Here is a 14141-nt window from a genome sequence, read left to right as displayed (position 1 = left end):
ATATTGTAGTTCGTGCCGTCAGTTGGAAGCGATTAAAGTTGAGCAAATGGAACTAATGATCGGCCGTGTCATCAAATCGCACGGAATCAAAGGCGAGCTGAGCGTCGAAGCCACCACCGACGAGCCCGAAATCCGCTTCGCGGTGGGCGAAGTGCTCCATGGCCGCCAGGGAAAGAAGGAACACGATCTCACCGTCAAGGCAGTGCGCGCGCACAAGGGCCGCCTGCTCATTACCTTCGAGGAAGTAAAAGACCGAACCGCAGCCGATAGCCTGCGCGGCACCCAATTTTTTGCGCCGCCACTGGATAACCCAGACGACGAAGGTTTCTACGACCACGAGCTCGAGGGTCTGCGCGTCATCCACGAGGGGGCCGACATCGGTGAAGTCGCCGGAATTACCCATGGGCCAACCCAGTCCTTGCTAGAGGTGCGATTGGAATCTGGCAAGGAAGCCTTGATTCCCTTCGTTGAAGAAATCGTTCCCGAGGTCGACCTTGAGGAAGGCACCTGCACGATTACGCCACCGGAAGGATTGCTAGAGCTGTGAGGCTAGACGTCGTCACAATTTTCCCTGAATACCTAGACCCGCTGCGCCATGCTCTGCTGGGCAAGGCCATCGAACAAGGCAAGCTTTCGGTGGGCGTGCACGATCTGCGCGGCTGGGCCACCGATACACATAAGTCGGTGGATGATTCGCCCTTCGGTGGCGGCCCCGGCATGGTGATGAAGCCGGAGGTCTGGGGCCCTGCGCTTGACGACGTCGCCAGTGGCGCCGCGCGCACCGCGGACCTGGAATCCTCGCTCCCGCACCTCAATAAGCCGCGCCACGACGACGTCGAGGGCGTGGAGGCCACCGGCTACGAGCGGTCGGTAGGGGAGGACGGCGTTGCCGAGGATCTGTCCTTGCCGCTGCTTATCGTCCCGACGCCTGCCGGAAAACCTTTCACGCAGGCAGACGCCCAAGAGTGGTCCAATGAGGAACATATCGTCTTTGCCTGCGGGCGCTACGAGGGCATCGACCAGCGCGTCATTGACGATGCAGCGCAGCGCTACCGCGTACGCGAGGTCTCCATCGGTGACTACGTGTTGATCGGCGGGGAAGTGGCGGTGCTCGTCATGGCCGAGGCCATCGTGCGCCTCATCCCAGGAGTGCTGGGCAACAAGCGCTCTCATGAGGAAGATTCATTCTCCGATGGTTTGCTGGAGGGGCCGAGCTACACCAAACCACGCGAGTGGCGTGGGCTGGCCGTGCCTGAGGTGCTGACCTCTGGAAACCACGCGCTCGTGGATAAGTGGCGCCGCGAGCAATCCCTGCGCCGCACCTTTGAACGCCGCCCCGAGCTATTGGACGGCGTGGAGCTCGATAAAGCCGACCGCAAGTACTTGGAGCAGCTACGCAATGGAAGTTAGTACCGATCTATCTATTTTGATGACGGAGAAAGAATGGAATGACATTCTCACCCGCATGCCGCAGCAGCTGGCAGAAGGTGGCTATGAGCCGGCGAATATCAGCGCGGAGGTCATCTCCTTTACCTGCGAGCCAGACAACATCTTGGTCAACGAGTACATGTCCAAGCACGGCAGCGCACCAGTAGGCGAGAGCGTGTGGCGCGTCATCGTCAACGGCAGCTCTGACCTGCCCTTGCATAAGGTCACCGCGGCGGTGGTGGACTGTTTGCCGCCGCACACGCTGTGGTACGGGACCTCTGAGATCGGTCACACCGAGTTCGGGTTGGGCACCGCCTGCGCGTGGCAACCATAAATCTTTAGGTAGTAACTTCGGCGACGAAAATGGGGAACCTCGCCCTCTGATTAGTTGCTGCAGAATCATCTTGTGAGCTGCGGAAAAAGGAATGTTCCCCGGATTCAATCGTCGTTGGCAGCGCCCGTCTTAGCATGAGGTCATCAAAAGGAAGTCTCCTTACTTCCTTCTCTCTTTACTCGATACAAGGCAGGTGCACCGCATGTCCATCCCCAATACTTTCCCTCCGGTCAACAACGTCGCTGGTTTCCCCAATCCGGCAGATGGCTACGTGGCACCCACAGAGCAGCGCGGCGGGATATCGACCGGCTTGACGGTGGCTATTGCGGCCATCGTTGGTCTTTGCCTGGCTGCAATCGTGGCGGGCGTCATGGCGTTCATGGGCAAAATTGGCGGCTCTGATGCTGCTGCTGGTGCGGCCTCCCCAGCACTCGTCTCTCCTGCACAGGAGGCCGTCCCAGTAACTGTTACTGAGCAGCGCCCGGCCACCGTGACCGCGCAGGCGCCAGAACCCGTCGTACCTGTTGAGCGCGTTGCACAAGCTCCGTCCTATTCCTCTGGATACTCCAGCTATCGAGCGCTCACCGGCAACACCTCGCAAAGCTTTGCAGCAAATGTTTATTCATCCTTTGTAAGCAACTACGCTGCGACCGGCTCCCCGAACGCAACGCTGAAGGTTTATTCTCCGGCTACCGGCGGCAACTACTACATGTACTGCTCCGGCACGTCCTCCTCTGTCCGCTGTTCTGGAGGCGACAACGCAGCAGTTCTCATCTACTAGCACCCTGCGAGCACGTCAAAGCGTTCCGTTTCCTGGACGAGTCGCCCCGACACGAATGTGTTGGGGCGTTACTGCGTGAGGGGAAAGTAATTGAGGAGTTGGAGCGCTCATCGCTGGGATGAAAGGGCGGTGCGGTACCTTTGTTGAGTCCAGAAAATCAGCCACAAAGGTGAGGATTTCTTTTGAAGATTGCAGCTACCATCGCCGCAGAGATTGGTGTAAAGGAGTCTCAGGTTGAGACTGCTTTGACGCTTCTGGCGGAGGGAAACACTGTCCCATTCATCGCGCGTTACCGCAAAGAAGCCACTGGTGGTTTGGATGATTCGCAGTTGCGCACCATCGAGGAGCGCGCGACGTACCTGCGCGAATTGGAAGAGCGTAAAGAGGCAATTTTGGCGGCTATCGATGAGCAGGGAAAGCTCACCGACGAGCTGCGTGCCCAGATTCTCGAGTGTGAGACCAAGGCGCGTTTGGAAGACTTGTACCTGCCATACAAGAAGCGCCGCAAGACCAAGGCGGACATCGCTCGTGAGGCCGGCCTGGAAGAGTTGACGGACAAGCTCATTGAGAACCCCACGGCCAATCCAGAAGAGATGGCGGGGCAGTTCCTGACTGAAGGATTTGAAGACACCAAGAAGGCTCTCGAGGGCGCGCGTTCCATCATCATTGACCGTTTTGCTCTCGACGCCGACTTGGTCGGCGAGGTGCGCGAGCGCATGTTCAACGAGGGCACCATGGGTGCTTCCGTGGTGGCTGGCAAGGAAACCGAAGGCGCCAAGTTTAAGGACTACTTCGAGTTCTCTGAGCCTTTCGACCAGCTGCCCTCGCACCGCATCCTGGCGTTGCTGCGCGGTGAGAACGAGGGCGTTCTCCAGCTCAACCTGGATGCCGGTGAAGACGAAGTCTATGAGGGCATGATTGCCGAGCGTTTTGATCTTGCGGTTAAGGATTCCAAGTGGCTTTCCGACGCCGTGCACTGGGGCTGGCGCACGAAGCTCTACATCTCTTCTGGCCTTGATGTGCGCATGCGCCTCAAAGAAATCGCGGAGGAGGGCGCGCTCAAGGTCTTTGCTACCAACCTGCGCGACGTCTTGTTGGCGGCACCGGCGGGTCAACGCGCCACGATTGGACTGGACCCGGGCTATCGAAACGGCGTGAAGTGCGCTGTAGTTGATTCCACCGGCAAGGTTCTTGATACCGCAATTGTCTACCCGCACCAGCCACAGAACCAGTGGAGCCAGGCAGTAAACACTCTGGCCACGCTGTGTGCGAAGCACTCGGTGGACCTTATGGCTATCGGCAACGGCACCGCTTCCCGTGAGACGGAAAAGCTGGCCAACGAGATCGCTGACATGTTGAAGCAGGCCGGCGGCCAGCGCCCAACTCCGGTCGTGGTCTCTGAGTCGGGTGCTTCGGTCTACTCCGCATCCCAGCTTGCCGCGGATGAGTTCCCAGACATGGACGTCTCGCTGCGTGGTGCGGTCTCTATCGCTCGCCGCCTCCAGGATCCCCTGGCTGAGCTGGTAAAGATCGATCCGAAGGCCATCGGCGTGGGGCAGTACCAACACGACGTCAACCAGACCTCGCTGGCGCGCACCCTCGACGGCGTGGTTGAGGACGCCGTAAACGGTGTCGGCGTTGACCTAAACACCGCATCTGTTCCGCTGCTTGAGCGCGTGGCGGGCGTGAACGCCACGATCGCCACCAACATCGTGGCCTACCGTGACGAGAACGGTTCCTTCGCATCCCGCAAGGAACTCAAGAAGGTTCCGCGCTTGGGGCCGAAAGCCTTCGAGCAGGCAGCAGGCTTCCTGCGCATCAATGGCGGCGTTGACCCACTTGATTCCTCCGCCGTGCACCCGGAGGCCTACCCGGTGGTCGCCCGCATTGCGGAGTCCACGGGGCTCGGCGTGGCTGAACTTATCGGTAACTCCAGAGTGCTGCAGAAACTGCAGCCGGCAGACTTCGCTGACGATACTTTCGGTGTCCCGACTGTCACCGACATCATTGCCGAGCTGGATAAGCCTGGCCGCGACCCGCGTCCAGAGTTTAAGACCGCTACTTTCAAGGAAGGCGTGGACAAAGTCTCGGACCTGGTACCGGGCATGATCCTGGAGGGGACCGTCACCAACGTTGCGGCTTTCGGCGCCTTCGTGGACGTCGGAGTGCACCAGGACGGCCTAGTACACGTCTCCGCGATGAGCAATAAGTTCATCTCCGATCCACATGAGGTCGTGCGCTCCGGGCAGGTAGTAAAGGTCAAAGTCATGGAGGTTGACGTGCAGCGTCAGCGCATCGGCCTCTCGCTGCGCCTCGATGATGAACCAGGCCAGCCTGCACAACGCCAGGGTGGTGGCAAGCGTGGTGACAACGGCGGTAGCAGCAAAGGCGGCAACACTGGCAATGGGGCCAAGGGTGGCCGTGGAGCGCGTGGCGGCCGCGGCAATTCCGGTGGGCGTCCCGCCGGCGGCTCCATGGCGGATGCGCTGAAGAAGGCCGGCTTCGGCAACTAAATTTATTAAAAGTTGCTTCGTGGCGTGCTAGTGCAGCGCGGTGAGTTAGTGATAAGTTTGGTGAAACAAACAAAAGGGTGACCGCGGTCACCATACCTTCATGAGGGAGGGTTTCGCCTTGCACCAGAAACAAACGCCGTTCGACGCCACGCAGCCGGCTGCCCATGCCGTGCAGGAAACGGAAGCGAAGGGGTGGCATCGCATCCTGGACTGGCGCCCGCGTAGCGCACTCTCGCGGGTGCTGATCGTTTTCCTGCTGGTAGCGCCAGTCATCCTCGCAGCCACGATGATGTGGGCGATGTGGGACCCTTCCAAGTACATGCGGCAGATTGACTTGGCGGTGGTCAATGAGGACGCCGGCGTGGAAAAGCAGGGCAAATACGTCAACTACGGCGATCAAGTAGTAGAAGGCCTCCTGGAAACTGACTACCTGAACTTCGCCGAGATGAACGCTCAGGAGGCAAACGATGGGTTGTTAAAGGGCAAGTACCTGATGGTGGTGACCATCCCAAAGGTTTTCTCGGAGCAAGCGGTCACCATCATTAGCGATAAGCCGGTCAAACCGCAGATCCACTTCGCCAGCAACGACTATTACGGAACGAATGGCTCGGTGATTTCTTCGAGCCTGGTTCCGCAGGTTCAGACCAGCGTTGAGAACGCGATTTCCAAAAAGTATGCGGATCAAGTCATCGAGGGCATGGTCAAGCTCAGCGATGGCATTGGTACCGCGGCCGAAGGCGCAGGCCGTCTTGACGAGGGCGTGGGCAAGCTCCAGGCTGGCGGCGAGAAGGCTGTGACCGGCATCGACAAGCTGGATGCCGGAGCGGGCCAGCTCAACAACGGTGCGGGTCAGCTGCACGATGGCACTGGCCGGCTGGTCCAGGGCGTAAGCGAGCTTTCCACGGGCGCGGGTCGGCTTGACGACGGCGCGAATGAGTTGGCGACGGGCTCCGATAAGTTGCTGGAGGGCACGGGCAAGCTTGGCCAAGGAGCCAGCCAAATCGAAGGCGGCGTCGGCCAGCTCACCGGCATGCTCATCCCACTCCTGCAACAAGCACAGTTAGTGGTGCCGAGCCTCATCGGCTTGGTGGATGTGCTGCGCGGAATGGGCATGACGGCCCAGGCAGACCAGCTTTCCGCTTTGTTGACGAAGCTGGATCCGGCAAATAGCAGCAACATGGTCTCCCAGCTGGAGAAGCTGCGTGATGGTACGCAGCAGCTGAATTACAACTTGTCCGACCCGAATTCCGAGTACCTAGGTGGCATGCTCAGGCTCAACCAGGGCACCCATCAGCTGGCGGAGGGAACCGGTCAGCTAAAAAGCGGCGTGGGCGAGCTATCTACCGGTGCCGTGCAGCTGGATGAAGGCGCGGGACGCCTGGCAGAGGGCACCACGAGTCTCAAGGATGGTACCGGTCAGTTGAAGGGTGGCGGTGCCCAATTGAAAGACGGCATCGATCAGCTCAAGGATGGTTCGGGTCAGCTCGCTACGAAGCTGGGCGAGGGTGCTGCGAAGGCCCCGCATATTACCCAGCCTGACGTGACAGCACAGAATATGGCGGTGCCGATCAACTTCACCGAATCCAACGTCCATCCGGTGCAGACCGGCGTTAGTGCCGTCGACCCAACCAAGAAGGAAATCACGGGCGGCGTCTCGATGCTTCTGGTGCTCGTCTTTGGCTTCCTAGCCATGCTGTTGCTCGCTATGACCCTGCCTTATTATCTGCGTGGTATTTTGCCCGCATTCGCGGTGGTTAGCGGCATCAACTTCCTGTTGTTGCTGGGTATGGCGCTGATGTCCACGCTTATGGGCTGGCACCCGGCAAGCTGGCCGATGATGCTGGGAGTGCTCGCAGCAATCGCGATGGTGGGCGCTGCCACCTACCAGCTGCTGCTGGTGACCTTCGGGCGCAGGATTGGCGCCATCTTCTCGGTCGGCGTTTTTGCCATGGGAGTCATGGTCTTCGGCGGCGTGTGGCCCACGGCGGCCATCCCGGCACCGCTGCGTTTGCTGCATCCTTTGCACCCGATGACCTATGCTAAGAACGCCTTCACCCGCGCCACCGATGGCATTCATGATGGCACCTTCGCCGGCGGCATCATGGTCTTGTTCAGCGTCACCGTCTTGGCGGTAGCCGCCAGCTACCTCATCTTCCGCGCACGCCACCACGGCACCGCGCGCCTGCTGGACGAGCACAAGGTCATGGCAGCGACCACGGCTTAAGCGGCGTGCGCGAGCTAACCAAGCTCCCGGTGTAGGCGCTCCGCGCCGCCGGGGTAGCTGCGCAGCCGCAGTCCAAGCCCCGCGGCGAGCTCGCCATAGCGCAGCGCGAAACCGGCGCTGCGGCTGCCAGAATCACAAATTACCCAGACGGTGCCGCCAGCCGGAGCATCTAAGGAGCCCAGTGCTGCGCGCACCATCTCATCGCCGGCGGTGCCTGCCGCAATTTTGTGAAAAGGCAGAGCGTGCTGGCGCAAGTTCGCCGGCAGCGAGCTATAAAGCAGTGCGGACGGGTCACGGATGTCGAGGAAGCACTCCGCAGCTTCGCCAGCGCTAGCAGCAACGCCAGCGCTAGCAGCAACGCTGGCGTTAGAATTGAGCTCGGCATGAGTTTCCAGTGAGGTGCATAGTGCGCGCCCAGGATCGGCGCTGACGCGGAAGCTGCGCAGGCTCGCTGGGTACGCGGTGTAGCTGGATACCTGGCCCACGGTGGTGTCGATTCCGGTGAACCAGCCAATCGCGGCGGTGGCCATCAGCCCGCCGATGACGGAGGTGGTAGCTCCCAGAACACCGGCGCTGGCGCAATCGGGAAGGGCATCGGCAGTGGGAGCGGCAGGGAAGAGGTCGCGCAAACCGCAGCCGCGGCCATCCGGTGTGTTAGTGCCTGAATGCCATAGTGCTACGTCGCCGCGAAAACCCAAGACGGTGCCCCAGACCAGCGGAGTCGAGGTTGCCTCGCAGGCGTCGGCGATGAGGTACTTCGTGTCGAAGGTATCTGTGCCGTCGATGACGAGGTCTGTGTCCTGACACAGTTGCAGTGCATTGTCTGCGCTAAATTGGGCGACTTTCGCCTCGATGTGTATCTCTGGCTGTAGTTTACGGGCGCGCCGGGCGGCGACCGCGGCTTTGGGCTGGCCCACGTCATCCACGCCGAAGAGCACCTGGCGGTGGATATTGCTCAGCGCTACCTCGTCATCGTCGATGAGCGTAATGTGCCCGATACCCGCGGCGGCCAGCTGCTGCAGGACCGGGCAGCCCAATCCGCCCGCACCCACGATGAGTACGTGCGCGCGGTTAAGAGCTACCTGCGCATCTTGGCCGATTAGCACCTGTTGGCGCGCGGTGCGGGCAGACTCGAGTTCGCTAAGGCCCACTAGAGCACCTCATCGGCCCAGCTGGCAAGGCCTTCGAAGGTTGAAGAGGCTTGGGCATGCTCGCGGCGCGGGATGCGTCCTGCCTGGCGGGCATAGTGCCCGGCGGCCACCGCATGACGCATAGCGTGGGCCATGGCCACGGGGTCTTGGCAGCGGTTGATAGCGCTGGCCAGCAGAACCCCGTCACAGCCTAGCTCCATCGCGAGGGCGGCGTCGGAGGCGGTGCCGATGCCGGCGTCGACAAGCACGGGCACACTGGCGCGCGCGGCGATGAGCTTGATGTTATGGGGATTTAAAATACCCAGCCCCGTGCCGATCGGCGCGCCCAACGGCATCACGGCGGAAGCGCCCGCATCCTCCAAGCGCAGCGCCGCTACTGGGTCATCGCTGGTATAGGCCAAGACCGTAAACCCCTCTGCCACGAGGAGCTCGGTGGCGTCGATGGTTTCTACGACATCGGGAAGCAGCGTGTGCTCATCCGCGATGACTTCTACCTTGACCCAATTGGTACCTAGTGCCTCGCGCGCCAGCTGCGCCGTGAGCACGGCATCGCGCGCGGTGCGGCAGCCCGCGGTATTCGGCAGCGGCGCAATGTTAAGCCGGCGCAGCAAGTCAAAGACGCTCTCGCCACCTGCCTGCGCGCTGTGGCGGCGCATCGCCACGGTGGTTAGCTGCGTGCCGGAGGCTACCAGCGCTTTTTCCAGCGCGTCCTGGCTGCTTGCGCCACCCGTGCCCATGATGAGCCGGGATTCAAAGCTCTTATCCGCGATTGTCAGCACTTTACTAGCCTCCCTGGATTGCAGTAAGAACATCGATGACCACGCCTTCTTCGAGGCGGGTGTCTTCCCACGCCGAGCGTGGAATCACCGCGCCATTTATGGCCACCGCAGTGCCCACCTCTGGTGCATTGACCTCGGCAATCAGTGCCGCCACTGTTGCTGCGGTGGTATCCATCTTCTGCCCGTTGTAGGTGATTGTCATCGTGTTCCTTAAATATCTGTCTTGACAAAAGCTGTCTTTACTTCGGCTCTAGCGCGCAAAGCGCAGCGGGTCGCAGGCCGAAAGTTCGATGCTGGGGTCCTCGCCGAGGACGAGCTCGCGCGTACACCGTGCACCGAAGGCGGCCAGCAGGATGCCGTGGCGGAAATACCCGGTGGAGACAATGAGCCTGTCACTCACGCGCCCCAGGTAGGGAAGATCATCAGGCGTGCCCGGGCGGGCGCCGGTGGTGGCTTCTAGGAACTCGCAATCTTCGATGCCCGGCAGCACCCGGATGGCATCGCGCAGCAGGTCATAGACACCGCCGGCCAGCGGGGCATTGAGGCTATCCTCGCGGCTGGTCGCGCCCACGGCGATGGTTCCGTCACCGCGTGGAATCAGATAGATAGGACGGTCTTCCACGAATCCGCGCACCACGCGGTCTAGCAGCGGGCGGCGTTGCTCTGGCACACGTAGGCGCAGGATGTCGCCGTAGACTGGGCGCAGCGGTTGCGACCATTCGCTAAGACCATTCGCCCCCAGTCCGGCGGCCAGCACCACCTGGTCTGCGGCGAAAGTACCTCCTTCGGTGTGTACCACTCCGCCGTCGACTCCATCGTCGACGCGTGTGACCTTTGTGCGGTGAAAGTGCACGCCTAGGTTTTCCGCGGCGTCGTATAGCGCGAGCGCCCATTGCCGGGGGAAGACCTGCGTATCCCCGGGAATTGAGACGGCGCCGGCCAGGCGTGGGCTCAGCCCCGGTTCGAGGGAGCGCGCCTGCCGCACGGTGATGCGCTCGACCTGCATGCCGTGCGCATTCTGGTAGTCCATGAGCTCTGACAAATGCTGGGAATCGGCGCGGTCCGCGGCTACCACGAGCGTGCCTTCGTCGCGGTAGCCGGTATCGAGGTCGCTGTGCTTGGCGACGGCCGCGATAAGCTCCGGATACCACTTGCCTGAGGCTTGCATCAGCGGAAAGAGCGGGTCTTGTTGATAGACCACCTCCGCGGCGGGAGCCAGCATGCCGCCGGCATGGTGCGTGGCGCCGGATGCTGGCGCTGGGTCGAAGACATCGACTTTGATCTCTGACTGGGCCAACTCTACTGCGGTGGCAAGGCCGATGACCCCGGCGCCGACGATGGCAACGCTTGAGCTGGCAGTGCTGGCAGTGCTCATGCGCGACCTTTCTCGAATTCGCTCAGGAGACGCTCGCAGTAGGCGGCTGGGTCCGGGGCATTCATGATTCCGCGCACGACGGCCAGGCCGTCGACGCCGGTTGCAGCGAGCTCGGCGGCATCGTCCGCGGTGACGTCGCCGATGGCGACTACGGGCAGCTGCGAGGCGGCGACGATCTCTGGGTAGCCCTCGAGCCCCAGCGGGGTGCGTCCAGAATCCTTCGTCGGGGTAGCGCGGAAGGGACCGCAGCCGACGTAGTCGAGGACGTCCGCGTACTGGTTTGCGTCCCTAATTAACTCAAGCGTTCCCGTGGTCAGGCCGATGATTGCATCGGGGCCGAGCAGCTCACGTGCGGCACGTGGGCAGAGATCGTCCTGGCCGATGTGCACGCCGTGGACGGGCGCGCCCGCGCAACGCAGAGCTAGGGCGACGTCGACGCGGTCGTCGATAAGCACGTGCGCGCGCGGATTTACCTCGTGCACCGCCTCGGCCACGCGGGCGCCCAAATCATAGAGCGTGCGGGCAGAAATTGGCTTTGAGCGCACCTGTACCACGCCCGCGCCGCCACGCACGGCGGCCGCGGCAATCTCCGGTGACATATTGGTGCCGGTGACGAAGTAACAACGCAGATCAAGCACGGTCGGCTGGCTCCGTGTCTGCCGTTTGATAGAGCTTGGAGCCTTGCGCCTTGAACTCGGCTGACATCATTGCCTCGCCGGCCTTGGCATCGGTGGGAAAGCTCGGCATGCCCAGGGAATCCGAGAAAGTATCGCGGATGTCCTGGCTAATCCGCATGGAACAGAACTTCGGGCCACACATCGAACAAAAGTGCGCGGTCTTGGCGGGCTCAGCCGGCAAGGTCTCATCGTGGTATTCCTGCGCGGTCTCAGGGTCGAGCGAAAGCGCGAACTGATCGTGCCACCGGAATTCGAAGCGGGCCTTGCTCATGGCGTCGTCCCACGCCCGCGCGCCGGGGTGGCCCTTGGCCACGTCGGCGGCATGCGCGGCGAGCTTGTAGGTGATGACGCCGGTCTTGACATCGTCACGGTTCGGCAGACCCAGATGCTCCTTCGGGGTGACGTAGCACAGCATCGCGGTGCCGCCCATGGCGATGTGTGCGGCGCCGATGGCGGAAGTGATGTGGTCATATCCCGGAGCGATGTCCGTGACCAGCGGGCCCAGTGTGTAGAACGGGGCGTCGTGGGCCCAGTCCTGTTCCAGCTCGTTGTTTTCCTGGATCATGTTCAGCGGAACGTGGCCGGGGCCTTCCACCATGACCTGCACGTCGTATTCCCAGGCGCGGCGGGTGAGCTCGCCGATGGTCTTAAGCTCGGCGAACTGCGCGGTGTCGTTGGCGTCGGCCAGGCTGCCAGGGCGCAGGCCATCGCCCAAGGAGAAGGCGACGTCGTATTGCGCGAAAATCTCGCAGAGCTCGTCGAAGTTCTCGTAGAGGAAGGACTCCTTGTGGTGGGCCAGGCACCAGCCGGCCATAATCGAACCGCCGCGGGAGACAATTCCGGTGACGCGCTTGGTAGTCAACGGGATGAAGGGCAACAACACACCGGCGTGGATGGTCATGTAGTCCACGCCCTGCTCGCACTGTTCGATGACGGTATCGCGGAAGATCTCCCAGGTAAGGTCCTCGGCCACGCCGTTTACCTTCTCCAGCGCCTGGTAGATAGGCACGGTGCCAATCGGTACTGGGGAGTTGCGCAGAATCCACTCGCGGGTGGTGTGGATGTCATCGCCGGTGGAAAGATCCATCACGGTATCGGCTCCCCAGCGGGTGGCCCAGCGCAGTTTGGACACTTCTTCTGCGATAGAAGAAGTCACGGCGGAGTTGCCGATGTTGGCGTTGATCTTGGTCAAGAACTTGCGGCCGATGATCATCGGCTCGGACTCAGGGTGGTTGATGTTATTCGGGATAATCGCGCGTCCGCGGGCGACCTCGGCGCGCACGAACTCGGGATCGCAGTGCTCGCGCAGCGCCACGAACTCCATTTCCTTGGTGATGATTCCCTTGCGGGCATAGTGCATCTGGGTGACGCGCTTGCCGGCCTTGGCGCGCAGGACGGCACGCTTCTCGCCGCGCCATTCCGCTGAGGCCGCACCACGCTTTTGGGCGGACTTGCCGTCGTCGGCCAGATTGCGCTCGCGGCCGGCGTACTCCTCAACGTCGCCGCGGCCTGCAATCCACTCGCTGCGCAGACCCGGCAGGCCCACCTCCGGCTCACACTCGGGGCCGCGGGTGCGGTAGACGCGGAAAGGCTCGTTGGGCCCAGTGGGTGAGTCATCGAGCTCGATCTGGGTTTCCGGTACCTCCAGGCCATCACGGATGATGGGGGAGTAAGAGTGCTTTGGATGGATCTCGTTAGGGGTAGCCGACATGGCGCCTTCCTCACTTCCTTCGCTGGTGCTAACCAGACAGGTTCGAACGGTCTAGACGCGGCCTTGGCGCCTATCTCAGCCCACTTCTTCGTGGGCACCCGTGGGGTACTTGCATCACACACCATAAACCCTGTGATGCGCGTCTGTCTTGGAATTGCAAGAATTTGCTGTTCGCGCGGTGGGTATGGAAGAATTCCTTTGTTCTATGTAACAGGCACGAACCGGTCAGCTTCTTCAAGGTTGAAGGGGCGCTAGGGTCCTCTGTCTTAAACTGAAAAGGAAAAACAATGGCTAACCTCATTGACAAGGTAGATGCAGCACAGCTGCGTGACGATGTTCCAGACTTCCGCCCAGGCGATACCCTCGACGTAAACGTCAAGGTCATCGAGGGTAAGACCCAGCGTGTTCAGCTCTTTAAGGGCGTGTGCATCCGCCGCCAGGGCGCTGGCATCCGTGAGACCTTCACCGTCCGCAAGGTCTCCTTCGGCATCGGCGTTGAGCGTACCTTCCCGGTTCACTCCCCGAACCTCGAGTCCATCCAGGTTGTACGCCGCGGCCGTGTCCGCCGTGCAAAGCTGTACTACCTGCGCGACCTGCGCGGCAAGAAGGCTCGCATCAAGGAGCGCCGCTAGTTCTAGCGCCGAAAGCGCCCGCCTCCGTCTTCGTTCCTCATTCGAGGTTCGAGAGGGAGAGCGGGCGCTTTTGCTATGTCTAGACTTTTAGGTCTGGACTGTTAGCTTTGCTCTAGTTTTCTTGGTTTTGGTCCGGCGTTTAAATCTGTGCTGAGCCGGTGCCCGGCTGCTGGGTGGAGTCCTGGGCCATTTGCTGCTCGGTGAGCATGTGCTTAATGTCTTGTTGGTCGCTCCTTACCTTTTTCGCCCACCAGACGACGCCCGCGACGATCGCAACGATGATCAGTAGCGGTACGAGTATGAAAAGAAGTTCAATTATTCCCAAAGACATAAACAGCACGCTACTTCAGGCGAAAAAGTAATTCAATACTTTTTGATGGAAGTTTGCGGAGCTCGCGGGGGACTGATGGGGGATTCGGCGAACTTAGAGTTCGCTGAATGCTTTCGTCAGGGTACCGGTTTTCGGGCCCATTGTTGCTAGGATTTAGCCCGTGAATAACGAGAAGGAATTCGAAGACCATGGCGCAGACGTCGCG

The 14141-nt window shown here is 61.2% G+C and carries 14 protein-coding genes and 1 riboswitch; of the genes, 7 read left to right on the top strand and 7 right to left on the bottom strand.

The window, feature by feature from the left end:
* The first annotated feature begins 46 nt into the window (after positions 1-46).
* The 6 genes from rimM (at position 47) to HMPREF3155_RS10295 (ending at position 7280) form a co-directional block, all read left to right on the top strand.
* On the top strand, positions 47-547 hold the full coding sequence (gene rimM / locus HMPREF3155_RS10320; protein ID WP_061923255.1) for a ribosome maturation factor RimM: 501 nt from the start codon (positions 47-49) through the stop codon (positions 545-547).
* A complete protein-coding gene (trmD, locus tag HMPREF3155_RS10315) occupies positions 544-1410 on the top strand; it encodes a tRNA (guanosine(37)-N1)-methyltransferase TrmD (RefSeq protein ID WP_070433262.1) in 867 nt (288 codons plus the stop codon). Before rimM ends, trmD begins: the two co-directional genes overlap by 4 nt.
* Positions 1400-1762, top strand: a complete 363-nt coding sequence (locus HMPREF3155_RS10310) for a hypothetical protein (protein ID WP_061923253.1) — start codon at positions 1400-1402, stop codon at positions 1760-1762. Before trmD ends, HMPREF3155_RS10310 begins: the two co-directional genes overlap by 11 nt.
* Positions 1763-1964: 202 nt before the next feature.
* Entirely contained in the window at positions 1965-2543 is a 579-nt protein-coding gene (locus tag HMPREF3155_RS10305; RefSeq protein ID WP_070433261.1) for a hypothetical protein, read from the top strand.
* A gap of 182 nt (positions 2544-2725) precedes the next feature.
* Positions 2726-5056, top strand: coding sequence for a Tex family protein (locus HMPREF3155_RS10300; RefSeq protein WP_070433260.1), 2331 nt, complete (start codon positions 2726-2728; stop codon positions 5054-5056).
* 100 nt (positions 5057-5156) lie between these two features.
* Entirely contained in the window at positions 5157-7280 is a 2124-nt protein-coding gene (locus HMPREF3155_RS10295) for a YhgE/Pip family protein (RefSeq protein ID WP_141740979.1), read from the top strand.
* Positions 7281-7294: 14 nt separating this feature from the next.
* Here the strand turns inward: HMPREF3155_RS10295 and HMPREF3155_RS10290 are convergent, their stop codons facing one another.
* The 6 genes from HMPREF3155_RS10290 to thiC all read right to left on the bottom strand — a co-directional run bounded on the left by HMPREF3155_RS10290 (position 7295) and on the right by thiC (position 12973).
* The gene (locus HMPREF3155_RS10290) at positions 7295-8431 is read right to left on the bottom strand and encodes a ThiF family adenylyltransferase (RefSeq protein WP_070433259.1); all 1137 of its coding nucleotides are present in this window, start codon (positions 8429-8431) and stop codon (positions 7295-7297) included.
* Positions 8431-9210 carry a thiazole synthase gene (locus HMPREF3155_RS10285; protein ID WP_070433258.1) on the bottom strand — a complete coding sequence of 260 codons (780 nt, stop codon included), beginning with the start codon at positions 9208-9210 and terminating at the stop codon, positions 8431-8433. Before HMPREF3155_RS10285 ends, HMPREF3155_RS10290 begins: the two co-directional genes overlap by 1 nt.
* 4 nt (positions 9211-9214) lie before the next feature.
* Positions 9215-9412, bottom strand: coding sequence for a sulfur carrier protein ThiS (thiS, locus tag HMPREF3155_RS10280; RefSeq protein WP_070433257.1), 198 nt, complete (start codon positions 9410-9412; stop codon positions 9215-9217).
* A 48-nt stretch (positions 9413-9460) separates the two neighbouring features.
* Positions 9461-10585, bottom strand: a complete 1125-nt coding sequence (gene thiO / locus HMPREF3155_RS10275) for a glycine oxidase ThiO (protein WP_070433256.1) — start codon at positions 10583-10585, stop codon at positions 9461-9463.
* The gene (locus tag HMPREF3155_RS10270) at positions 10582-11223 is read right to left on the bottom strand and encodes a thiamine phosphate synthase (RefSeq protein WP_083281306.1); all 642 of its coding nucleotides are present in this window, start codon (positions 11221-11223) and stop codon (positions 10582-10584) included. The genes thiO and HMPREF3155_RS10270 overlap by 4 nt, the downstream gene beginning before the upstream one ends.
* Positions 11216-12973: a phosphomethylpyrimidine synthase ThiC gene (thiC, locus tag HMPREF3155_RS10265; protein ID WP_070433255.1), complete on the bottom strand. Its 1758-nt coding sequence runs from the start codon at positions 12971-12973 to the stop codon at positions 11216-11218. The genes HMPREF3155_RS10270 and thiC overlap by 8 nt, the downstream gene beginning before the upstream one ends.
* Positions 12970-13085, bottom strand: a riboswitch (TPP riboswitch). (Overlaps the previous gene by 4 nt.)
* A gap of 175 nt (positions 13086-13260) precedes the next feature.
* On the opposite strand from thiC, the gene rplS reads away from it, so the two are divergent.
* Positions 13261-13605 (top strand): 50S ribosomal protein L19, encoded by a 345-nt coding sequence (rplS, locus tag HMPREF3155_RS10260; RefSeq protein ID WP_062038443.1) that lies wholly within the window; start codon positions 13261-13263, stop codon positions 13603-13605.
* Positions 13606-13744: 139 nt separating this feature from the next.
* Here rplS and HMPREF3155_RS10255 read toward each other — a convergent pair whose 3' ends face one another.
* Positions 13745-13936, bottom strand: coding sequence for a hypothetical protein (locus HMPREF3155_RS10255; RefSeq protein WP_141740980.1), 192 nt, complete (start codon positions 13934-13936; stop codon positions 13745-13747).
* Positions 13937-14141 lie beyond the last annotated feature (205 nt).

It is taken from the genome of Corynebacterium sp. HMSC06D04 (assembly GCF_001807315.1).
GTDB classification, from domain to species: Bacteria; Actinomycetota; Actinomycetes; order Mycobacteriales; family Mycobacteriaceae; genus Corynebacterium; species Corynebacterium simulans.
The sequence above is the reverse complement of the archived record's forward strand: the minus strand, read 5'-3'. Positions and strand labels throughout refer to the sequence as shown.

What these genes read in the sequence shown, in the direction of transcription:
- thiS (WP_070433257.1), bottom strand. Translation starts at nt 9,412, where the DNA reads ATGACAATCACCTACAACGGGCAGAAGATGGATACCACCGCAGCAACA.
- HMPREF3155_RS10255 (WP_141740980.1), bottom strand. Translation starts at nt 13,936, where the DNA reads ATGTCTTTGGGAATAATTGAACTTCTTTTCATACTCGTACCGCTACTG.
- rimM (WP_061923255.1), top strand. Translation starts at nt 47, where the DNA reads ATGGAACTAATGATCGGCCGTGTCATCAAATCGCACGGAATCAAAGGC.
- HMPREF3155_RS10310 (WP_061923253.1), top strand. Translation starts at nt 1,400, where the DNA reads ATGGAAGTTAGTACCGATCTATCTATTTTGATGACGGAGAAAGAATGG.
- HMPREF3155_RS10305 (WP_070433261.1), top strand. Translation starts at nt 1,965, where the DNA reads ATGTCCATCCCCAATACTTTCCCTCCGGTCAACAACGTCGCTGGTTTC.
- rplS (WP_062038443.1), top strand. Translation starts at nt 13,261, where the DNA reads ATGGCTAACCTCATTGACAAGGTAGATGCAGCACAGCTGCGTGACGAT.
- thiC (WP_070433255.1), bottom strand. Translation starts at nt 12,973, where the DNA reads ATGTCGGCTACCCCTAACGAGATCCATCCAAAGCACTCTTACTCCCCC.
- thiO (WP_070433256.1), bottom strand. Translation starts at nt 10,585, where the DNA reads ATGAGCACTGCCAGCACTGCCAGCTCAAGCGTTGCCATCGTCGGCGCC.
- HMPREF3155_RS10295 (WP_141740979.1), top strand. Translation starts at nt 5,157, where the DNA reads ATGAGGGAGGGTTTCGCCTTGCACCAGAAACAAACGCCGTTCGACGCC.